This window comes from Synechococcus sp. BS56D, assembly GCF_004332405.1.
In the GTDB taxonomy this organism is placed as follows: Bacteria; Cyanobacteriota; Cyanobacteriia; order PCC-6307; family Cyanobiaceae; genus Synechococcus_C.
Window position 1 is genome coordinate 32947 of sequence record NZ_PHQU01000005.1, and the last position, 20287, is coordinate 53233.

20 protein-coding genes are annotated in these 20287 nt (G+C 62.9%); 9 read left to right on the top strand and 11 right to left on the bottom strand.

From position 1 onward, the window contains the following. Positions 1-6 precede the first annotated feature (6 nt). The 3 genes from CWE17_RS08065 to hpf are packed head-to-tail and all read right to left on the bottom strand — an operon-like array spanning position 7 to position 2117. Positions 7-792, bottom strand: coding sequence for a DNA repair protein RecO (locus tag CWE17_RS08065; RefSeq protein ID WP_131456079.1), 786 nt, complete (start codon positions 790-792; stop codon positions 7-9). Then, positions 782-1492: a 2-deoxyribose-5-phosphate aldolase gene (locus CWE17_RS08070; RefSeq protein WP_131456081.1), complete on the bottom strand. Its 711-nt coding sequence runs from the start codon at positions 1490-1492 to the stop codon at positions 782-784. Before CWE17_RS08070 ends, CWE17_RS08065 begins: the two co-directional genes overlap by 11 nt. 37 nt (positions 1493-1529) lie before the next feature. Further along, positions 1530-2117 (bottom strand): ribosome hibernation-promoting factor, HPF/YfiA family, encoded by a 588-nt coding sequence (gene hpf, locus CWE17_RS08075; RefSeq protein WP_131456083.1) that lies wholly within the window; start codon positions 2115-2117, stop codon positions 1530-1532. 57 nt (positions 2118-2174) lie between these two features. On the opposite strand from hpf, the gene lipB reads away from it, so the two are divergent. From lipB to queA, 6 genes are all read left to right on the top strand, one after another. Further along, entirely contained in the window at positions 2175-2828 is a 654-nt protein-coding gene (gene lipB / locus CWE17_RS08080; RefSeq protein WP_240789353.1) for a lipoyl(octanoyl) transferase LipB, read from the top strand. Between the two features lie 20 nt (positions 2829-2848). Continuing rightward, positions 2849-4837: an AMP-binding protein gene (locus CWE17_RS08085; protein WP_206338370.1), complete on the top strand. Its 1989-nt coding sequence runs from the start codon at positions 2849-2851 to the stop codon at positions 4835-4837. Positions 4838-4903: 66 nt separating this feature from the next. Then, the gene (locus CWE17_RS08090; protein WP_131456087.1) at positions 4904-5347 is read left to right on the top strand and encodes a YlqD family protein; all 444 of its coding nucleotides are present in this window, start codon (positions 4904-4906) and stop codon (positions 5345-5347) included. An 89-nt stretch (positions 5348-5436) separates the two neighbouring features. Beyond that, positions 5437-6750, top strand: coding sequence for a dihydrolipoamide acetyltransferase family protein (locus tag CWE17_RS08095; RefSeq protein ID WP_370318295.1), 1314 nt, complete (start codon positions 5437-5439; stop codon positions 6748-6750). Between the two features lie 65 nt (positions 6751-6815). Then, positions 6816-8693, top strand: a complete 1878-nt coding sequence (locus tag CWE17_RS08100) for an APC family permease (protein ID WP_240789327.1) — start codon at positions 6816-6818, stop codon at positions 8691-8693. 29 nt (positions 8694-8722) lie between these two features. Beyond that, a complete protein-coding gene (gene queA / locus CWE17_RS08105) occupies positions 8723-9838 on the top strand; it encodes a tRNA preQ1(34) S-adenosylmethionine ribosyltransferase-isomerase QueA (RefSeq protein ID WP_131456090.1) in 1116 nt (371 codons plus the stop codon). An 18-nt stretch (positions 9839-9856) separates the two neighbouring features. On the opposite strand, the gene cysK is transcribed toward queA, so the two are convergent. The 6 genes from cysK to rpsD all read right to left on the bottom strand — a co-directional run bounded on the left by cysK (position 9857) and on the right by rpsD (position 15923). Continuing rightward, positions 9857-10846, bottom strand: coding sequence for a cysteine synthase A (gene cysK, locus CWE17_RS08110; protein WP_131456092.1), 990 nt, complete (start codon positions 10844-10846; stop codon positions 9857-9859). Positions 10847-10944: 98 nt separating this feature from the next. Beyond that, a complete protein-coding gene (locus CWE17_RS08115) occupies positions 10945-12471 on the bottom strand; it encodes a PLP-dependent transferase (RefSeq protein WP_131456094.1) in 1527 nt (508 codons plus the stop codon). Further along, a complete protein-coding gene (locus CWE17_RS08120; protein WP_131456096.1) occupies positions 12468-13625 on the bottom strand; it encodes a PLP-dependent aspartate aminotransferase family protein in 1158 nt (385 codons plus the stop codon). The genes CWE17_RS08115 and CWE17_RS08120 overlap by 4 nt, the downstream gene beginning before the upstream one ends. A 109-nt stretch (positions 13626-13734) precedes the next feature. After that, positions 13735-14859 (bottom strand): fatty acid desaturase, encoded by a 1125-nt coding sequence (locus CWE17_RS08125; protein ID WP_240789328.1) that lies wholly within the window; start codon positions 14857-14859, stop codon positions 13735-13737. Next, positions 14807-15175, bottom strand: coding sequence for a hypothetical protein (locus CWE17_RS12075; protein WP_161971424.1), 369 nt, complete (start codon positions 15173-15175; stop codon positions 14807-14809). Before CWE17_RS12075 ends, CWE17_RS08125 begins: the two co-directional genes overlap by 53 nt. Positions 15176-15314: 139 nt before the next feature. Continuing rightward, the gene (gene rpsD, locus CWE17_RS08135; protein ID WP_131456100.1) at positions 15315-15923 is read right to left on the bottom strand and encodes a 30S ribosomal protein S4; all 609 of its coding nucleotides are present in this window, start codon (positions 15921-15923) and stop codon (positions 15315-15317) included. Between the two features lie 74 nt (positions 15924-15997). On the opposite strand from rpsD, the gene yidD reads away from it, so the two are divergent. The 3 genes from yidD to CWE17_RS08150 are packed head-to-tail and all read left to right on the top strand — an operon-like array spanning position 15998 to position 18104. Then, on the top strand, positions 15998-16264 hold the full coding sequence (gene yidD, locus CWE17_RS08140) for a membrane protein insertion efficiency factor YidD (protein WP_131456102.1): 267 nt from the start codon (positions 15998-16000) through the stop codon (positions 16262-16264). After that, complete coding sequence (locus CWE17_RS08145) at positions 16245-16565, top strand: glutaredoxin family protein (RefSeq protein ID WP_131456104.1); 321 nt, start codon at positions 16245-16247, stop codon at positions 16563-16565. The genes yidD and CWE17_RS08145 overlap by 20 nt, the downstream gene beginning before the upstream one ends. Positions 16566-16592: 27 nt before the next feature. Next, positions 16593-18104, top strand: coding sequence for a UDP-N-acetylmuramoyl-L-alanyl-D-glutamate--2,6-diaminopimelate ligase (locus CWE17_RS08150; RefSeq protein ID WP_131456106.1), 1512 nt, complete (start codon positions 16593-16595; stop codon positions 18102-18104). 29 nt (positions 18105-18133) lie between these two features. Here the strand turns inward: CWE17_RS08150 and CWE17_RS08155 are convergent, their stop codons facing one another. Then, on the bottom strand, positions 18134-19021 hold the full coding sequence (locus CWE17_RS08155; protein ID WP_240789329.1) for a sulfite exporter TauE/SafE family protein: 888 nt from the start codon (positions 19019-19021) through the stop codon (positions 18134-18136). An 18-nt stretch (positions 19022-19039) separates the two neighbouring features. Then, positions 19040-20218 carry an aminotransferase class V-fold PLP-dependent enzyme gene (locus tag CWE17_RS08160; RefSeq protein ID WP_131456108.1) on the bottom strand — a complete coding sequence of 393 codons (1179 nt, stop codon included), beginning with the start codon at positions 20216-20218 and terminating at the stop codon, positions 19040-19042. Positions 20219-20287: the final 69 nt, after the last annotated feature.

Below are 20287 nucleotides of genomic sequence, written 5' to 3' on the forward strand. Positions count from 1 at the left end.
ACCGGGTCATGATCGCCCAGCCTCCCGCACCATGGCGAGGGAACGGACCGGCCGGGGCAGATGGGCCCTGATCCAGCACTCCACAACCGTGAGCAGGCGTAGCCAGACATCGACTGGTCCCATCAGCTCACCATCGCGTCGGTGGGGGAGCTCGGCCCTGGGGAGTCGCTGCAGGAGGGCCAGTTCCGATGGGTTGAGCTGAATCGCGGCCCCCGGTTGGCGGTCGATGGCAAAGCCTTCCTCCGCCAGCAGGCTGCAGCGCCAGTCCCACTGGCCAATGGGTGGTATCAGGGCGGAGCCACTGCGGCAGCAGCTTTGGAGCGGCAGCCCATAGCCGCCGAGGGCGAGCAGATGCACGCAGGCCTGCACTGTGCCGGCCAGGGCGAGGGTCGGTTGGGGTGGTTGGAGCCGACTCCACTGCTCCAGCCGCTCCAGATGCAGCAACACCATGTCCAGCAGTCCTGGCATCGGATCGTCACCGGCCACCAGGGCGATGCAAAGTTCCGCCAGCGCCTGGGCACCGGCCAGGGTTTCCAGCCGCTGTCCGACGGCGCTGAAGCTGTGCTGCACCCGCAACTGCCGGATCCGTGGGAGACCTCGCTGGCCGACCACCTGCAACTCCAGTTGGGTGAGGGGCACCGCTGCGGCCAAGCTGCTGCGCGGCCTGCGGGCTCCGGGAACAGCCAGTCGGATCACTCCCGATTCCCGACTCAGCAGGGTGAGCAGTCGATCGTGTTCTCCGAGGGGGCCCACCTTCAGCGCTAGACCCTCGAGGCGTCGCTCAGTCCCCATGGGAGCCGCCTGAGGAGGGGCGGCGCAGCTCCTGAAGCAACTGAGGGCCATGGCTCGTGCCCAGTGCTGTTGCGCCGGCTTCGATCAGCGCCGCACAGGTCTCCAGCTGCTGAATACCGCCCACGGCTTTGATCCCGCAGCGCGCGCGGCAGAGTCCTCGCAGGCGCTGGATCTGGGCTGGTGTGACCCCTGGCCCGAAGCCAGGGCCACTCTGTAGGGCGCTGACCCCGGCATCGAGGGCCGCTTCAACCGCTAGTTCCAGCCGATCGTCAGCCAGGCGGTTCAGGTCGAGCACCACCGTGATCGGAAGGCCGATCGCGCCCAGGGCGGCGAGCTCCTCTGCGAACTGATTGCCATCCCCGGTCGCTAATGCGGCCAGATCAGGGGCCACATCCAGGGCGTCTGCCCCTTGCTCTGCTGCCCATTCCGCTTCCGCCTGCTTCAGCTCGCTAGGGAGGCCACCGAAGGGGAAGGCAATGGTGGCGATCAGTCGGGTTGCACCAGGGGCACCAAGGCGTTCCCGCAGCATCGGCAGATGACGCAGGCTGGTGCAGAGCCCACCCATCCCAAGTTGCCGCGCCGCGTCACAACCCTCCTGCAGCTGTTCGGGCGTCAGGTGGGGATCCAGCAGGGCCTGGTGGATCAGGGGGGCCAGTTCAGGCAGATCCTGCCGGCGGGTCGGAAGCGGCACTGGTGGCATGGAATCCTGGCGCGGGAGCCGGGCTGGAAGCCCGTAATCAGTCCCGAGCCTGAATCACGCCGTAGCCACCGTGGTTGCGGCGATAGATCACCTGCAGCTCACCGCTCTCCGCATCACGAAAGAGGTAGAAGTCGTGATCGATCAGATCGAGCTGATGGCGGGCTTCCTCCATGCGCATCGGTGGCATGGCGAAGTATTTGCGACGCACCCCGGGCTCAGGGAGTTGGGCCTCCTTGCCGTCGAGCAGCGAGCCATCGATGGGTGCCTCACTGGTCACCGCATCGGTGGGGGGCGTCTCGCTGGCGCGATGGCCATGGCTGTGGTGATGGTCGCTGTGGCGCTCCTTAAACCGACGCAGTTGTCGGCAGAGTTTGTTGGCAACCAGATCAATGCTGGCGTAGAGGTTTTCGCTGCGTTCCTGGGCGCGAATCACGGTGCCGTTGGCGAAGACGGTCACCTCCGCTGTTTGCTGGGGAACTCTCGGGTTGCGGGCTACGGAAAGATGCACATCCGCTTCCTTGACCATGTCGTTGTAGTGCTGCACCGCCCGCTCCAGCTTTGACTGGGTGTAGTCGCGCAGAGCAGGGGTCAGTTCGAGATTGCGACCATGGATCAGCAGCTTCACGGCATCCCTCCGGTGCCAGACGATATCCGCAACCTAGAGACGCCAAACCAGGGGGCAATGCAGGCTGCGGCATTTCTTTTTGAGCCCGCTTCGCCTGTGTCATTTTCAGAGGCCTGGAGCTGGCAGCGCTCCTGGCAGGAGCGGCTGTTGGCGGAGCGGGGAGCGGCCCATCCCGAGGCTGTTTGGTTGCTGCAGCATCCCCTCTGCTACACCCTTGGCCGTGGTGCCAGTGAGCAGCATCTGCGCTTTGATCCCTCGCACCCTCCGGCGCCCCTGCATCGGATCGATCGGGGAGGGGAGGTGACGCACCATGCGCCCGGTCAGCTTGTGGCCTATCCAGTGCTGGATCTGCGCCGGCATCAGCCTGATCTGCACTGGTACCTGCGTGAGTTGGAAGCGGTGGTGATCGACGTGCTGGAGCTTCTGGAGCTGCAAGGTGAGCGGATCGAAGGCCTCACCGGGGTCTGGTTGGACGGCGCCAAGGTGGCGGCGATTGGGGTTGGTTGCCGCCGCTGGATCACCCAGCACGGGCTCGCACTCAACGTGAATTGTGATCTCGAAGGTTTTGAGGCCGTCGTGCCCTGCGGGTTGAGCGGTCGTCCGGTGGGGCGACTGAGCGACTGGCTTCCAGGCTTGACAGTGGAGGAGGTGCAGCCCCTCTTGGGCCAGGCCCTGGCGGCGCGGTTTGGCCTCGAATGGCTGAGTCCTTGAATTTCAAGCTGCCATTGCCGATGGCGCCCCAGGGTGATAGCCCTGGGCAACCCCAGATCCCTGCCGTGTCGTCATTCGCTCAAGCCAGTTGGAGCCCTTCAGCGCGGGAGCAGCAAGCCCTGGCCCGTCAGGAGCATGTGCAGGCCCTCGGACGGGTGGATCAGATCTGGCCTTGGCTTGCTCACCATCACGGCCGGGTGCTGGCGGTTGACGCTCCCCATGCTGTTCATCCGGAGCGCTTCAGTTACGGCGAGTTGGACGAACGAATCGCGCGGGCGGCGAGCGCGTTCGCTGCGCTTGGCATCAGCGCCGGCAACGTGGTGGGGCTCTTTGCGGAGAACAGCCCCCGCTGGCTGGTGGCGGATCAGGGGCTGATGCGGGCCGGGGCCACTGATGCGGTGCGCGGCGCTGCCGCACCAGTGGAGGAACTCCGTTACATCCTTGAGGATTCCGGGGCGGTGGCCTTGGTGGTTCAGAACGCCGACCTCTGGCGGCGCCTTGACCTCCCGCCCCAGTTGCGAGCGCGACTTCGCTTTGTGCTCCAACTTGAGGGAGAGGCGGCGGAAGGGGTGCTCGCCTTTGATCACTTCCTTGCCCTGGGCGAAGGGCATACCGCTCCTGATCCGGAGGCAGACCGAGACCGTTCCACCGCGGACGCAACGATCGCAACGATCCTGTACACCAGCGGGACCACCGGCCAGCCCAAGGGGGTGCCCCTCAGTCACGGCAACCTGCTGCATCAGATGCGCAGCCTTGCCTGCGTTGCGAGGCCAGAAGCCGGTGACCCGGTGCTGAGTGTGCTGCCCATCTGGCATGCCTACGAGCGCAGTGCGGAATATTTCTTTTTTTCCTGTGCCTGCTCGCAGACTTACACCACGATCAAGCAGCTGAAGAAGGATCTGCCCCGGGTGAAGCCGGTGGTGATGGTCACGGTGCCGAGGCTGTGGGAGGCCGTGCAGGCGGGCTTTGAAGATGTGTTGAAAACCTTCCCCGCTTCCCGTCAGCGCCTGCTGCGGGCAGCCCTGGCGAATAGCAGCGCCTATGGACTGGCCCGGCGCCGCAGCCTTAATCTGATGTTGGAGCCGCAGCGCAAACGCGATCGACTGCGCGCCACTGCCGAGGCGGCACGCCGCTGGCCGGCCCATGCCTTGGCATCCCAGTTGATCTGGCCAAAGCTGCGCCTTCAGTTAAGTGGCGGTCAACTGCGCTACCCGATCAACGGCGGTGGAGCGATCGCTCCCCATGTGGATGCCTTTTTTGAGGCTGTAGGGATTGAACTGCTGGTGGGTTATGGACTCACGGAAACCAGCCCCGTGGTGAGCTGTCGTCGCCCCTGGCGCAACATCCGCGGTAGTTCCGGCTTACCGATGCCGGAGACGCAATTCCGGATTGTGGATCCCGAGACCCGTCAGCCCCTCGGATATCGCCAGCGCGGTCTGGTGCTGGTGCGAGGCCCGCAGGTGATGAAGGGCTATCTCGGCAAACCAGAGGCCACCGCCAAAGTGCTGGATGCCGATGGTTGGTTTGACACTGGTGATCTCGGCATGTTGTTGCCGGACGGCTCGGTGGTGCTGACAGGCCGGGCTAAGGACACGATCGTGCTGAGCAGCGGAGAAAACATCGAGCCAGGCCCCCTGGAGGAGGCGCTGGTGGCCAGCCCCTTGATCGAGCAGGTGATGCTGGTGGGTCAGGACGAGCGTCAGCTCGGTGCCCTGGTGGTGCCCAAGGTTGAGGCCATGCAGGCTTGGGCCTCCGATCAGGGGCTGGCCCTTGGCGAGGAGCTGGGAGGGCGGCCCTGTGATGAAAGCCTGCGCCGCCTGCTGCGCGGTGAACTCAATCGATTGCTGGCGCAGCGGGTCGGATCCCGTGCCGATGAGCGGTTGGCGGGGGTAGCCCTGGTGGAACCGTTCTCGATTGAGAATGGCTTACTCACCCAAACCTTGAAGCAGCGCCGCGATCGCATCAGTCAGAGGGATCGCGCGGCGATCGAGGCCATCTACGGCCGTTGAGGGGCGGTCATCCGTCTTGACCTTCCGGCGTTGGGCTGAGACGCTTGGCGCTCCCTCATGGCTCCCATGTCAGACGGCACCAGCCTCTCGATCAAGCGTTCCATCACCGTTCGTGCCGTCGTGACTCCCGCCTGGAAGGAGGAGGCTGAGCGCGAGTTGAGCAATGCGATTGCCACCACCGATCAGCAGCTGGCCCAGTTGGAGCAGGAAGGGCAGCAGGTGGTGGACGAGATCCGTCGCCAGAGCGCCAACCCCCTCGATCCCCGGGTGCAGGATCAGGTGGCGCAGGTGCAGCAACAGGTGGCTGCCAAACGGGCCGAACTGGAGGAGCAGAAGCGCAACCTGCTGCAGCAGCAGGCTCAGGTGCGCGAGCTCGAGATGGAGCAAATCGTTGAGCAGGGCCAGATCGAAAGCTTCTGCGAGCTCAAGGTGGGCGACAACCTCGTGAGCAAGATGCAGGTGGCTGTCGTCGTGCGGGACGGGGTGGTCGAGTCGATCGAACAGGACTGATCCCTTCTTGGGCTCAGCGGTCTGGTCGGCCCGTAAAATCCCCCTACTCAGCCCACCTGGAGACGGTTTTGGCAACCCACGACATCTTCATGCCTGCCCTCAGCTCCACCATGACGGAGGGCAAGATCGTGGAGTGGCTCAAACAGCCCGGCGACAAGGTGGCACGGGGAGAGTCGGTGCTCGTGGTTGAGTCCGACAAGGCCGACATGGATGTTGAATCCTTCAATGAGGGTTACCTGGCGGCGGTGCTGATGCCAGCTGGGAGCACCGCTCCTGTTGGTGAAACCATCGGCTTGATCGTGGAGACCGAGGCCGAGATTGCCGAGGCTCAGGCCAAGGCAGGATCAGGCGGTGGCGGAGCAGCTGCTCCAGCTCAGCCTGCTGCTGCGGCCTCTTCACCGGCTCCTGTTGCCGCAGCACCCACAGCTGCTGCTGTCCCCGCTCCTGCGGCACCCGCGACACCGGTCGCTGCTGCCCCTGCGCCCGTGGCCAGCAACGGTCGTCTCGTGGCCAGTCCTCGTGCCAAGAAGTTGGCGGCCCAGATGGGCGTGAATCTCGCTGGTCTCCGCGGCAGTGGACCCAATGGCCGGATCCAGGCGGAAGATGTGGAGCGGGCTGCTGGTCGCCCCGTGAGTGTTCCCCGTGTGGGTGAAGGCACGGCAGCCGCTGTGGTGGCCGGTGCCGGTGCTGCTGCCCCCAGCGCTCCGGCTGGCAACAGCTTTGGTGCCCCCGGCGACACCGTTGCCTTCAACACGCTTCAGGCGGCGGTGAATCGCAACATGGAAGCCAGCCTGGCGGTTCCCTGCTTCCGTGTGGGTTACACCATCACCACCGACAAGCTCGACGCTTTCTACAAGCAGGTGAAGCCCAAGGGCGTCACGATGACGGCCCTGCTGGCCAAGGCTGTGGCGGTGACCCTGGCCCGTCACCCCCAGGTGAATGCCGCTACCACCGCCGCAGGGATGGCCTATCCCGCTGATGTGAATGTGGCCGTGGCGGTGGCCATGGAAGACGGTGGATTGATCACTCCCGTGCTGCGCCAAGCCGACCGCACCGATCTCTATGAGATGTCGCGTCAGTGGGCTGACCTGGTGAAGCGCTCCCGCAGCAAGCAGCTGCAGCCAGAGGAATACAGCACCGGCACCTTCACCCTCTCCAATCTGGGCATGTTTGGCGTCGATCGCTTCGATGCGATTCTTCCCCCAGGCACCGGCGCGATCCTGGCGGTTGCCGCTTCTCGCCCCACTGTGGTGGCGGGCAAAGACGGTTCTATCTCCGTTAAGCGTCAGATGCAGGTGAACCTCACGGCCGACCACCGCGTGATCTACGGCGCTGATGGCGCTGCCTTCCTGAAGGATCTCGCGGAACTGATCGAGACCAGGCCGGAAAGCCTCGCGATCTGAGCGATCAGGGCAGGAGCTGCCAGATCAGGACAACGTTGGCAGGCTTGGACCGAATGGTCTAAGTCGTGTCCACAGGTTTTCTGTCCCGTTTCTTCGGTCGACCTTTACCCCGTGCAGCCGCCGTCGGCGAGCGGCTGCCCAACTTTGAGGCCCTGCCCATCCTCTCCTCCGATGCGCTCTCGTCGGTGGCCTACGCCACGGAGGCAGCGCTGGGCGTCTTGATCCTCGGCGGTAGTGCTGCCCTCGGGCTGTCCGTTCCGATCACCCTGGCAATCATCGCCCTGATCGCGATTGTGGTGCTCTCTTATCGCCAGGCGATCGCCGCTTATCCCGATGGTGGCGGTTCTTACGTGGTGGCTCGCGACAATCTCGGTCGCAATGTGGGCCTCGTTGCCGCAGCTGCCCTGCTGATCGATTACACGCTCACGGCGGCAGTGAGTCTGATGGCGGGAACCCAGGCGCTGTCGTCTCTGGCGCCATCTCTGCTTCCCCATGAGGTCTCGCTGTCACTGCTGCTGTTGGTGCTGGTGGGCTGGGCCAATTTGCGGGGGGTGAAGGAGGCCGGTCGGGTGTTTGCGATTCCTACCTATGCCTTTGTGTTGATGGTGGTGTTGCTGACGATCGCGGGTCTGAAGGACCTCACGTTCCACCACGGCTGGTCCCCGGATGCGCCCCCGTCGGTGCAGGCGCTTGAACCCATCGGTTTGTTTCTGATCCTGCGGGCCTTCAGCTCTGGTTGTTCCGCCATGACCGGGATCGAAGCCATTGCGAATGGCGTGAAGGTGTTCAAGGAGCCTGCTCCGGCGAATGCTCGCAAGACGCTCCTCGTGATGGGGGTGTTGCTCTCCCTGATGTTCCTCGCGGTGAGTGGCATGGGATTCATGTATGGCATCGCCCCCGATCCCAAGGTCACCGTGCTGGCCCAGATCGGCATCCGCGTGTTCGGCGAGAACAGTGCCTTGCTGTGGGCCTTGCAGATCGCCACCCTGCTCATTCTCGTGCTGGCAGCCAATACGGCCTTCGCCGGCTTCCCGCGGCTGGCGGCGATGCTTGCCGATGATCGTTGCCTTCCGAGGCAGATGAGCTGGCTGGGAGACCGGCTGGTGTATCAGAACGGCATCGGTGTGCTGTTGGCCTTCACCGCCTTCATCATCCTGATCTGCAGGGGAGACACCACCGTGGCGGTGAATCTCTATGCCCTCGGGGTGTTCACGGCTTTTACTCTCTCGCAGCTGGGATTGGTGCGGCGCTGGTGGCGGCTTAGGGGGGATGGTTGGCAGGGCCGCATGCTGATGAATGCCTTGGGAGCCCTCGCCACCTTCCTGGTGCTGCTGGTGATCGTGGTGAGCAAGTTTGATGAGGGGGCCTGGACGGTTGTCATTGCGATTCCCCTGCTCGTGGCAGGGCTGGCGATGATCCGTCGCCGTTATCGGGAGGTGTATGCGGCCATCGCACCAAGAGCCGGCATGGAACCCCTCTGCTGCCCGGAGCGCAGCACCCCCACGGGGCATCACTGCATTGTTTGGATTGCAGGCCTCACCATGCCGAGCTTTGAGGCCGTGCGTTATGCCTGCTCCTTTGCCGACTCGGTGACAGCGGTGATGGTGCTCGCGGAAGAGGAGGACCCCGGTCGGCTCAGTACCGAGTGGGATCGCTGGGCCGGCACCCAGACGGGCTCCCTTGAGTTCAAGCTGCTCGACAGCCCCTTTAGTTCACTGATCGATCCCTTCTGCGACTACGTGGAACAGGAGGAGCAGCAGCACCCTGACCGCACCACCACCGTTGTGATGCCGGTGGCGATTCCTCGCGACCGTCTCGACATGACACTGCTGAATCAGCGAGGCCTGAACCTGTTCCGGGCCCTGTCGGCCGACGGCAGTCGGGTGTTTTCGATCGTGAGGTACTACGTGAAGGAGCCGATGCAGGACCCTGCCCGCGCTTAGGCAGATTGGCCATTGCCGCGCCGGTGCCTGTGTCTGACCCCCGCGATCTCCAACTCAGTTCCTACGACTATCAGTTGCCTGAAGAGCGGATTGCTCAGTCGCCAGTGGAGCCGCGGCATGCAGCGCGGTTGCTGATGGTGCCATCCATCGATGCTCCGCTCGAACAGGTGCGTCATCAGACGGTGTGGGACTGGCAGCACGAACTCCAGCCCGGTGATCTGCTGGTGGTGAATGACACGCGGGTGTTGAAGGCCCGCTTGCGGGTGCGTCGCTCCGGGGGAGGGATGGCGGAGCTGCTGGTGCTAGAGCCGCGGGGTGAGGGGCGCTGGCTGTGTCTGGCCCGTCCTGCGAAGAAGTTGCGTCCTGGCGATCAGGTGTGGCTCGAGGGTCTTGAGCAGGAGCCTTTGCCGTTGCAGGTGCTGGCCAGCGATGAGGCCAGTGGCGGTCGCATCGTGCAATTCCCTGCCGGCTGCGAGGACGCGATCGCGATCGAAGCCCTGTTGGAGCGGTATGGAGAGGTGCCCCTGCCCCCATACATCACCCGGCACGACGAGGCGGATCAAGCCCGTTACCAGACTCGTTATGCCGCACGACCCGGGGCTGTGGCGGCTCCCACGGCGGGGCTGCATCTCAGTGATCCGTTGCTGGCAGCGATCCGGGAGCGGGGCATTGCGCTGGCCTCGGTGACGCTCCACGTGGGCCTGGGCACCTTTCGGCCTGTGGAGACCGAAGACCTGAGCGAGCTCACGCTGCACAGCGAATGGGTCGAGGTGTCGGCCGACTTGGTGGAGGCGGTGAAGGCTTGCCGAGCACGGGGTGGACGGGTGATTGCTGTGGGGACCACCAGCGTCCGAGCTCTGGAAGGGGCGGCGGCTGCGGCAGGGGGACAGCTGCAGCCCTTAAAAGGTCCTGTGGATCTTGTGATTCAGCCGGGCTTTCGTTTTGCCGTGGTGCAGGGGCTGCTCACCAACTTCCATTTGCCGAAAAGCTCACTGCTTTTGCTGGTGAGCGCACTAATCAGTCGCGAGCGTCTCCTCAAGCTCTACGAAGTCGCGATTGGGGAGCGTTATCGCTTTTATTCCTACGGCGATGCCATGTGGATCGCTCCGGAGGCGGTGCTGAAGGCAGCAGCCCCCGGAGACTGAGTGGCGTTCAGGCGCTGATCAAGCGGTCACTGCGGGCTGTTCGATGATGCCGCTGGGCACATCAGCGAAGAGCACCGAGGAGAGATAGCGCTCGGCCAGGTCGGGCAGTACCACGACGATGGTTTTGCCGGCGTAGGCATCTTGCTGGGCCAGGCGGATCGCGGCAGCAGCTGCGGCACCACAGGAGATGCCCACCAGCAGACCTTCTTCCTTGGCGAGGCGCAGGGCCATCTCAACGGACTCTTCGTTGGTGACCTGCTCCACCTTGTCGACGACCGAGAGGTCGAGGTTTTTGGGGATGAAGCCGGCACCGATGCCCTGAATCTTGTGGGGGCCGGGCTTCACCTCATCGCCGTTCAGGGTCTGGGTGATCACAGGGCTGTGGCTGGGCTCTACGGCCACCGATTCAATTGCCTTGCCAGCCTGATTCTTGATGTAGCGCGATACACCGGTGATCGTGCCACCGGTGCCGACGCCGGCCACGAGGACGTCGATGGCGCCGTCGCAGTCGTTCCAGATTTCTGGACCAGTGGTTTTCTCGTGAATCTCGGGGTTGGCGGGGTTCTCGAACTGACCAGGCATGAAATATTTGCCAGGGTCGCTCTCGGCAATCTCCTTGGCCTTGGCAATGGCACCACCCATGCCCTTGGCGGCCTCGGTGAGGATGATGTCTGCACCCAGAACGGCCATGACCCGACGCCGTTCGATGGACATCGACTCAGGCATCGTGAGGATGAGCTTGTAGCCGCGGGCTGCCGCCGTGAAGGCCAGAGCGATGCCGGTGTTGCCAGAGGTGGGCTCGACGATGGTCTTGCCTTCGCTGAGCACGCCACGCTTTTCGGCGTCCCAGATCATGTTCGCGCCGATGCGGCACTTCACGCTGTAGGCGGGGTTGCGGCCTTCAACCTTGGCGAGCACGGTGGCCTTGCAGCCCTTGGTGACGTGGTTCAGGCGCACCAGGGGAGTGTTGCCGATGGCCTGGCTGTTATCGGCGTAAACGCGAGACATGGGGAAAGTTGCTGAAACCCAATCAAGGCAATGTAGGGAGTTCAGGGCGGAATGAGGCCGGCTGTTAAGCCCCTGTTCAGATTCCGAGTGGATGGGCTTCAAGCTTCCAGGGCCTGTTTAAAGCGCTGCCAGAGTTCTGCAGGGTCCTCTAGTCCAACAGACACCCGCAGGAGATGGGAGGGCACGCCGCAGGATGCAGCCCAGGGCAGTTCCTCGTAGTGGGCGAGCAGCACGTAGGGGCAACAGAGCGTGAAGGCCGTGCCGAGGCTCGGCCCTTTGCACACAGAGAGGGCGTCGTAGACCCGCTGGGCTTTCTCGGTGCCTCCCTTCAGCTCAAACGACAGCAGGCAACCGTGGCCAGGGACGGAACAGCCATGGCCAGGGGCGGAACCGATGTTCCCGGCATCGGGTCGCATCAGGGCGGCGAAGTTCGCGCAGTCAGCCGGGTGAAAGACCCGTTCCACTGCCGGGTGCTGTTTGAGATGTTCGGCCAGGGCAAGCGTGTTGGCATTGAGCTGGGGTAACCGCTGGTTGAGATCGCGGCTGCCTTGCTCGAGGGGGATCGCATCAGCGGCAGCGAGGCCGGCCAGGATGCCAGCCTCAGTGGATGACCGCTTGGAGAGGAAGGTCTGCCTCCACATGGAGTGGGGGCTCACGATCAGGCTGCCCGCGAGCACATCCCCCCGACCGGCAAAGCTCTTGGTGAGGGAACTGAACACCAGGTCGGCATGGGGAAGGGCGTCGATGTTGAGCCCGGAGCCAATCGTGTCGTCAGCGATCACAGGGATGGCGCGGGCGTGGGCGAGCTTGGCGATCGTTGGCAGGTCAACGCATTGCAGCAGCGGGTTGCTGGGGAGTTCCACCACCAGTGCTGCCGGTTTGAGTCGCTCTAGGGCGGCCTCAACCACGGCGGGGCTGCTGTCCATCAGCAGCTCGGCACCGTTGAACAGCACCTGGGGCTGTTTGAGCACATCCACGTAGGGGAAGCCGATCTGGAGAGAGGGGCGGCCTGGATGCAGGTGGTTCACCAATCGCAGCGCTTCGTGTTGGGCTGCCATGCCAGAAGGATGCAGCGAGATGTTCTCGGCGGTGCAGCCATACATCTCCGCCAGGCGGCTGATCACGGCTTGGAGCGCTGCGTTGGCTTCGCTGTCGGAGGGTGCGCTCTCCTTTCCAAGGGCGATGGCCGCCAATCGGGAGGAGGCCCCGAGGCCGGCGTGCTGCCAGAAGGCCTTGGCTGCTGCAGTGCTGTCAGGGTCGGCAATCAGGCAAGCCAGTCCGCGCACTGTTGCGATCGTTGTGTGAGCGTCGGGTGCCTCGCGGAGGCAGTGCGCCAGCGCGGCCTCCGCCGCGGCGAGGGTTGGATAGGGCCAGGCGCTGCTGGTTGGTGGGGCACCGTTCTCATCCAGGGCAGCCCTGGCTAGCTCTGAGACCAGCGGGTGGAAGCCGAAACGGGGATAGACCGCCCGCAACTGCGACCGGCAATTCGGATCGTTGTCTTCGTAGGCCACCACATCCCTCCAGCGGGGCAATGCCACCGACACGGCATGGGTGGCATCGGGAAGCGGATGACCCAGGTCCGCGGCCTGCCAGCAGGGATTGCGCTGCAGATCGCGGGGGCTCATGACAGCAGGGCGAGGGCCTGATCGAGATCGGCGATCAGATCCTCGGGATCTTCGCAGCCGATCGAGAGACGCACGAGCCCATCACTGATCCCGAGCTTCTCCTTCACGTCGGCGGCCACGGCGGCATGGGTCATGGTGGCGGGGTGGCAGATCAGGCTTTCAACGCCCCCAAGGCTTTCGGCCATGGTGAACCAGCGCAGAGCCTTGCAAACGGCATAGGCCTGCTCACGGGTTGCTCGGATGCCGATGGTCACGATCGCTCCACCGCCACGCATCTGACGGAGCGCCACGGCTTGCTGGGGATGATCGTTGCGATGGGGATACCGCACCCAGTTCACGGCCGGATGCATGGCCAGGTGGTCAGCGATCGTCGCCGCACTGGCCATCTGATGCCGAAGGCGCAGGGGCAGGGTTTTGATGCCCCGTGTAATCAGCCAGCAGTCGAAGGGGGATGGCATCAGGCCCAGGGCTTTCTGGGCAAACACCATGCGCCCATGCCATTCAGGGGCATCCGTGCACACGGCACCCCCTAAGGCATCGGAGTGACCGTTGATGTATTTGGTGGTGCTGGTGAGTGAGAGCGTGGCACCCAGCTGCAAAGGGCGCTGCACCAAGGCTGTGGCGAAGGTGTTGTCGACCACAACGGGCACACCTGCGCTGCGGGCTGCGCTGCAGACCGCTTCCAGGTCAATCACTTTGAGAAGGGGATTGGTAGGGCTCTCCAGCCAGACCATGGCGGGTTGGCGCTCATCAATCGTTGTGAGCGCTTGGGAATCAGTGAAATCCACCCATTCCGTGCGCACACCGAATTTGGCGAACACCTGTTCAAACAAGCGCACGGTGCAGCCGTAGAGGTTCTCTTCGCAGAGCACCAGATCCCCCTGGCTGAGGGTGGAGGCGATGGCGGTAATGGCGCTGACGCCTGAACCGAACACCGTGGCGTGGGCGCTCTGCTCAATGGAGGCGAGCACGCCTTCGAGGATGCGGAAGTTGGGGTTCCCCGAGCGGGTGTAGTCGAACCCGCCAGGGTTGCCGTGGGCGAAGGTTGAGGTGGCGTAGATCGGCGGCATCACCGTGCCGGTCTCGGCCGCGTAGCTCTCACCGTGATGGATGGCCCGGGTGGCATCAGCGGGTGCTGTCGCGGGATGCTGCAAGGGGGGGATTCGATCGGCTGTTGAGTTTAGGAGATTGTTGTTTTTCTCAGTAAGAATCAAGACTTATCTATTCGCGCTTCCGCAGGGCAATATGCGCAAGATGTGGGAATTATTGTTTCGTTGAAACAAGCTGAAAGGCTTCGTTGTCCCAAAGGATCAATGAAAAACACTCCCAGACTTGATCAAGTCGTAGTCGCTTAACGCTGTCAAAGTTGTTTTGTTCGTCTTGATGGCACATGCGCAAGCGATAATTTGGTATTCTTTCGGAGAGGTGATGCACGTGGTGGTAAGCGATATCAGCGGTGAACCAATTGAGAACAGGAGGCATGATTAAAAATGATGAGCCATCGACGGCGCCTTTGAAGTAACTCCAATTGTCTTCGCCACTCGCATACGATCCTGGGAAGTTGTGTTGGACAAAGAACACAGCGATCATGATTGCTGCGCTGGTGCTCATGATTGAGGTGTAGAGGATCCAAAAGTGCCAATGTCCGATTGCGCTTCCGATCCACCACCAGGCCAATGAGACGCAAATGGTGTTGGCGGTCGTGTCGTAAACCTCCTCTCTGGTGTAGAAAAAGCTTGATTTGTGTTTGTCGATAAACGTAAAAGGGTTAAATGCTTTACCGCTAGACAATTCACGGTATCCATGGATAGCCCCCTTTGCAATTAATTCGAGAAATCCCAGAAGCAATGCAACTCTTGGCTTGATCACCAAATAGTAAAAGCCTCCAGGCAAGAGGGTTAAGGGGTGACGAAGTATTTTATAAGCAAACTGAGAGTGTTTGCTCTTGTTCTCGTATTCGCGGAGCGTCGTTAAAGCCGATGGACCTCTGTATCGATTCCAGTTGCCATTGTGTTTGTGGTGAAATGCGTGACCCCTTGACCAAGGGTGATGGGGCATAGCGTGAATAATGCTGAGAAGGAAAGCGGCAACGCGATTGGAGGCCTTGGCCTTGAACAAGCTGTGATGGCCGCAGTCATGCATCAGCGAAAAGCTTCTGCTTAAAAAAAGAATGATAAAAATGAAAAGAATGGGTGTTAATATGAGTGATGGTATTGTTAGCTTTTCGGTAACATTGGCAATCGCAATGCAGCATAAGGTTAAGGGGGCGATCGTGCTGATGATCTGCCAGGTGGCAATTCTGTCGTCGCTGCTCATGTATGGCTTGATGTTTAAGTCAATGCGCCTCGGCGGGGTTTTCGACAGGGTTTTGGTGGCGGCGCTGGTCAAGGGGATTGCTTTCGTTGATTAGTGGTATGGACGCGAGTTGTTCGGCTGCTTTTTGAGGAGTGGTGATGCCGAATGCTGGAAGCAGTGGTACAAATAAATTCAGTATGGCGGCGAGATTTCGAGGTTTCGCCAGTATTTGATCTGACTCTAGTGGATTTTGCCAATGGTTGACCCCTCTCCGCTCCCTGGAAAGCCGAGAGCACTGACCTACTCGGAGATGATGAATGGTGGTCGCGCGCAGATGGATGAGCAAACTCATGAGCGAGAGCTCGAGTTGCAACGCCGTGAAGCGACCTTGGAACAACAGGTCAACCATTTGGAGCAGTCTTTAAAAATCGCTGAGTGACTGCTTTGCATCGGGCCAAAAAAAAACTCCTGCCCGCCATCGATCGTGTGGGCAAGAGTTTGACCAGGCTCTCGGGATTGCCCCAAAAGCCATGCGGTGTAACTGAAGGTCAGACCTTTCTGGAGTAGTACTCCACCACCAGCAGTTCGTTGATTTCGAGCGCGACCCATTCGCGCTCGCAGCGGCCCACCACCTTGGCGCTGAGCTTGGGCTTGTCGAGCTCCAGGTGCGGAGGCACGTTGGCCAGGCCAGGGAACTCCAGGTTGCCCTCAGCCAGTTGCTTGCTGCACTTGCGCTCGCGGATGGCGATCACGTCGCCGGGCTTGCACTGATAGCTGGCGATGTCGGTGACGCGACCGTTCACGGTCACGTGCCCATGGTTCACCAGCTGACGGGCACCGGGAACGGTGGGGCCGAAGCCGAGGCGGAAGCAGACATTGTCGAGACGGTTCTCGAGCAGTTTCAGCAGGTTGGTTCCAGTGGAACCCTCCTGGGCGCGCGCTTTCTTCACGTAGCGCACGAGCTGACGCTCGGAGACGCCGTAGTTGAAGCGAAGCTTTTGCTTCTCTTCGAGACGGATCGCGTATTCAGAGCGCTTGCGACGGGCTTGGCCGTGCTGACCGGGGGGATAGGACCGCTTTGCGGCCTTCCGGGTGAGACCGGGAAGGTCTCCCAAGCGCCGCGTGATCCTCAGGCGAGGGCCGCGGTATCGAGACATAGGGAAGGAGTTGTTGGGACCATTCGCGCCGCTCAACCGTCATGCTGGACACAAGGCCCAGACCGCGGCTCCGCATGCGCGAATCGAACACTCTATCTGGCGGCATTCCAGCCCTCTGCAACCAACTCCTTGCTGGCCTGATGCTGGCCCTGATCGGTTTCTATCGCCGCTGGTTCTCGCCGTTGCTCGGGCCCCGCTGCCGCTTCATTCCCAGTTGCAGCGCCTATGGGTTGGAGGCGATCCAGCGCCATGGTCCCTGGCGAGGCGGATGGCTGACCTTGCGCCGGCTCAGCCGCTGCCATCCCTTCACCCCTTGTGGTTGTGACCCTGTCCCCGACTGAGCACCAAACACTCATTCTCTTCAGCCGCAAGGGCTGTTGTTTGTGCCAGGGGCTGGAGGAGCGTTTGCGCGCGCTTGATCTGTCCGCCTTGCAACCGCCTCTGTCGTTGGAGGTGGTGGATATCGATGCTCCGGATTGCTCCCCTGAACTTCGAGCCCGATTCGACCTGGAGGTGCCTGTGCTCACCCTGGTCATCATTGGGAGACAGCTGGAGCTACCGCGGGTGTCCCCGCGACTGAGTGACGAGGGCCTGTTGAACTGGTTGCAACGGGCCTGCTCCAAGGCGCTTGGATCGGATTAGAACGGCCCCATCGTTTTCGGGTCGGCGATGTCTCAGACGCTGCATTCGCTCCTGCGAGCTGTCGGCCTGACCTGGCCGGAGTCACTGGCCAATGCGCCGATTCAGGCGATTACCTGCGATTCCCGCTGTGTTGGCGCGGGCAGCCTGTTTCTTGGCTTGCCTGGGGTTCGGGTGGATGGCGGCAATTTCTGGCCTAAGGCCCTCGCCGATGGTGCCGTGGCTGCGGTGATTGGCCCGGCTGCTGCTGCTGCTCAACCGCCGGGGGAGAACGATCCTGTGCTGGTGGTGCCCGAGCCGGTAGCAACCTGGATCGGTGAATTGGCCGCGGCGTTCTGGCAGCACCCCTCCAGTCGCATGACCTTGATCGGAGTGACGGGCACGAACGGCAAGACCACCACCACCCATCTGATCGAGCACTTGAGCCTGGAGGCCGGGCGACCCGCCGCTTTGTTCGGCACGCTGGTGAACCGCTGGCCTGGGCACAGCATCACGGCCACCCACACCACGGCCTTTGCCGATCGTCTTCAGGCCCAGCTGGCGGAGGCGGTGGCTGGTGGCAGCCAGGTGGCGGCGATGGAAGTGAGCTCCCACGCCCTGGAGCAGCAGCGGGTGGCTGGGTGCCGCTTCGCAGGGGCTGTGTTCACCAACCTCACCCAGGACCACCTCGACTACCACCCATCGATGGAGGCCTATTTCGAGGCCAAGGCACGCCTGTTCGCGGCCCCTCTGTTGCTGGATGAGGGTGCTCGGGCTGTGGTGAACGTTGACGACCCCTGGGGCCGACAGTTGGCCGAGCGGTTGGGTGAGCGCTGCTGGCGCAGTTCCCTCGAACCCGATCAGGACGTTGAGTTGACCATGACCGATCTGGTGATGCGTTCCAGCGGTGTGGAGGGGCGCCTGCTGACACCCAGGGGAGAGGGAATGTTCCAGTCGCCGCTGGTGGGGCGGTTCAACCTGATGAACCTGTTGCAGGCCGTTGGTGTGTTGCAGCAACAGGGCCTTCCTTTGCCCATGCTGCTGCAGGGCATCAGCAGCTTCCGTGGCGTGCCGGGGCGCATGGAGCGGGTGGTAGTGCCGTCAGCGGCTGCCGATCAGCTACCTGCCGTGCTGGTCGATTACGCCCATACCCCTGATGGCCTCAAGAACGCCCTGGAGGCCTGCCGTCCTTTTGTGCAGGGGCGTTTGGTCTGCGTGTTCGGCTGTGGGGGCGACCGCGATCGGGGCAAGCGGCCTCAGATGGCTGCCATTGCCGCCCAGCTGGCGGATCGGGTTGTGGTCACATCCGATAACCCACGCACCGAGGACCCCCAGCAGATCCTCAACGATGTGGTGGCGGGCCTGCCGGTTGGATGTGAGCCTGTAGTGGCGGTGGACCGGGCTGCAGCGATCGCCGGGGCGGTTGCTTCGGCGGCACCGGGGGATCTGGTGTTGATTGCTGGAAAAGGTCATGAGGACTATCAGATCCTGGGCACTGAGAAAGTGCATTTCGATGACCGTGAGGAGGCGGAGAAGGCGCTGCGCTCTCGCCTGAGCTGTTGATCGGCTGATTCTTAGGGCTGCCCGCAGCCCTAGAGCAGGCCCAGGATCCTGCTGCGTCCTGCAATCAGGGCCACGCTCACGGCAAAGCCGATCAGGAGCAGCACCTGATAGCAGAGGAAGAACAACCGCTCGCTTGCACCGCGATAAAAGCGCTGGCCGCTCAGATTTCCGATCACTGTGACCGGGATCAGCAGCAGGGCACTGCCGGCGTTGCCGAGATGGAGGATGCCGAGGCTGATCAGGGGAATCAACTTGAGAAGGTTCTGCACCAGCAGTGCGATCAGTTGTGCTGCCACGAAGCGACTGCGTGGAACCTGATGGCGAAGAAAAAACACCGTGAGCAGTGGTGAGCCGGAATTGGCCACGGTCTGGCTGATGCCCACCCCCGATCCCACCAGCACCAGGCCGGTGGGGCCGGCCGGTCCACCGCCACCACCGGCGCGGGCGATGACGTTGCGACCCGCCACCAGGGCCACATAAAGCAGCGAGAGCAGGGCCACCAGCACCTCCATGCGGCGATGGACGATGTTGAGATCGCCGCCCGACACCAGAGCCCAGAGCGCCAGTCCGCCCAGGGCCGTGCCCAGCACCATGCCGAGCACGAGGGGCTGTAACAGGCGTCGCTCGCCTTCGCCGCGGTGCTGCCACACACCGAGCAGCGCCGCCGGCAACATCAGCACGGCCACGACGGCTAGACCATCGCTGGGGCCGAGGGCGAACACCATCAGTGGCGACACCACAAAGCCGCCGGTGCCGAGGCCGCTGCGGGCGAACCCCATCAGGAAGGCGGCGCTGAGGGCAAGCAGCAGGGCCAGCCAGGGCAGGGGCTGGGTGAGAAACGCTTGCAGCACATCCAAGCCTGAACCATTCACAAGGGATGGCAGCGTCGCAAGGGCCACGATAACGCTATGTGACACGTTTGCGTGCTAGTTGCGTTACGAAATGGTGCCAATTTGGCGAATGAGCTGGTCGACCTCGGTTTCGCTTGTGGCGACATGGGTGCAGGCCCGCAGGCAGGTGGGATCGGCCAGATCGCGGATCCAGATCCCTTTGGCGCCAAGGGTTTCAACGGTCGTGGCTGGAGGGGTGGTCCCGGCGAGCTGGAAGCTCACCAACCCGGCCGGGGGAGGACCCTCAAGCAGGGGGGAGACCCCTGACAGTGCCGTCAGTTGCTGCCAGAGCTTTTTGCTTAGCGCCTGAATCCGTGCCAACCGCTGCTCCGCACTCCCCTCTCGCTCGAGCAGTTCCAGCGAGGTGCGGAGGCCTGCCATGAGCGGTATGCAGCTCGTCGCCACCTCGAAGCGACGACTGTCGTGGTGAAAAGGATCCGGATCCCCGGCGATGGCCCTGCTTTCATCCTTGAGACTCCGCCAACCGATCAGGGTGGGACTGGCCTCCGCCAGCACGCGCTCCGAGAGCGCTACGCCACCCAGACCCTCGGGACCGCAGGCCCATTTGTGGCCTGTGAAGGCGTAGATGTCGGAGGCAGCAGCGGCTTCGGCGACTGGGATCTGCCCAAAGCTCTGGGCCGCATCCACCAGCAGGTAGGGATGGCTGGGATGCTGGCTGAGCTGCATGGCCACCGCTGCGATCGGCATCAGTTGCCCTGTGTTCCAAAGCAGGTGGGAGAGCACCACAAGCCGGGTGTTCGCATGCAAGTTGGCCGTGAGGGCACTGAGCACGTCGGCATCGGTTCGCGCCTGTTGGTCGCCACCGCCGCGGAGCTGTTTCACCGGCAGGGTGTCGACCTGGAGTTGCCGACGCCGCGCCAGCTCTTGGCAGGCGGCCACCACTCCAGGGTGCTCACAGTCGCCAATCAGGATGCGCTCTCCAGGCTGCAGGGGCAGGCCCCAGAGCGGCAGCACACAGCCACTGGTGACGTTCTCGCTCAGGGCCAAGCGATGGGGGGCGACGCCGCACAGTCCGGCCAGCAGGGCCCTGGTGCTGTTGACTTCACGGCCGATGAACGGCCAGACATCGGTGGTGAAGGGCCCCAGTTCTTGAATCTGCTGCCATGAGCTGGTGATGGCCTCCAGCGATGGTGTGGGCAACGGGCCCTGGCCGCCGTAGTTGAAGTAGGTCTTGTTGGCGAGGGCGGGGCAGTGGTTGCGCATCGCTCCAGGCGTCAGCGTATGAACTGGATCATCGCTGGATCAGCGCCCTGGCAGTGGGATCAGATTGAG

Excerpts from the sequence above, each read along its gene's own strand:
- CWE17_RS08065 (WP_131456079.1), bottom strand. The coding sequence starts at position 792 with ATGGGGACTGAGCGACGCCTCGAGGGTCTAGCGCTGAAGGTGGGCCCC.
- CWE17_RS08070 (WP_131456081.1), bottom strand. The coding sequence starts at position 1,492 with ATGCCACCAGTGCCGCTTCCGACCCGCCGGCAGGATCTGCCTGAACTG.
- lipB (WP_240789353.1), top strand. The coding sequence starts at position 2,175 with ATGCAGGCTGCGGCATTTCTTTTTGAGCCCGCTTCGCCTGTGTCATTT.
- CWE17_RS08085 (WP_206338370.1), top strand. The coding sequence starts at position 2,849 with ATGGCGCCCCAGGGTGATAGCCCTGGGCAACCCCAGATCCCTGCCGTG.
- CWE17_RS08090 (WP_131456087.1), top strand. The coding sequence starts at position 4,904 with ATGTCAGACGGCACCAGCCTCTCGATCAAGCGTTCCATCACCGTTCGT.
- CWE17_RS08095 (WP_370318295.1), top strand. The coding sequence starts at position 5,437 with ATGCCTGCCCTCAGCTCCACCATGACGGAGGGCAAGATCGTGGAGTGG.
- cysK (WP_131456092.1), bottom strand. The coding sequence starts at position 10,846 with ATGTCTCGCGTTTACGCCGATAACAGCCAGGCCATCGGCAACACTCCC.
- CWE17_RS08115 (WP_131456094.1), bottom strand. The coding sequence starts at position 12,471 with ATGAGCCCCCGCGATCTGCAGCGCAATCCCTGCTGGCAGGCCGCGGAC.
- CWE17_RS12075 (WP_161971424.1), bottom strand. The coding sequence starts at position 15,175 with ATGGTTGACCTGTTGTTCCAAGGTCGCTTCACGGCGTTGCAACTCGAG.
- rpsD (WP_131456100.1), bottom strand. The coding sequence starts at position 15,923 with ATGTCTCGATACCGCGGCCCTCGCCTGAGGATCACGCGGCGCTTGGGA.
- yidD (WP_131456102.1), top strand. The coding sequence starts at position 15,998 with ATGCGCGAATCGAACACTCTATCTGGCGGCATTCCAGCCCTCTGCAAC.
- CWE17_RS08150 (WP_131456106.1), top strand. The coding sequence starts at position 16,593 with ATGTCTCAGACGCTGCATTCGCTCCTGCGAGCTGTCGGCCTGACCTGG.
- CWE17_RS08160 (WP_131456108.1), bottom strand. The coding sequence starts at position 20,218 with ATGCGCAACCACTGCCCCGCCCTCGCCAACAAGACCTACTTCAACTAC.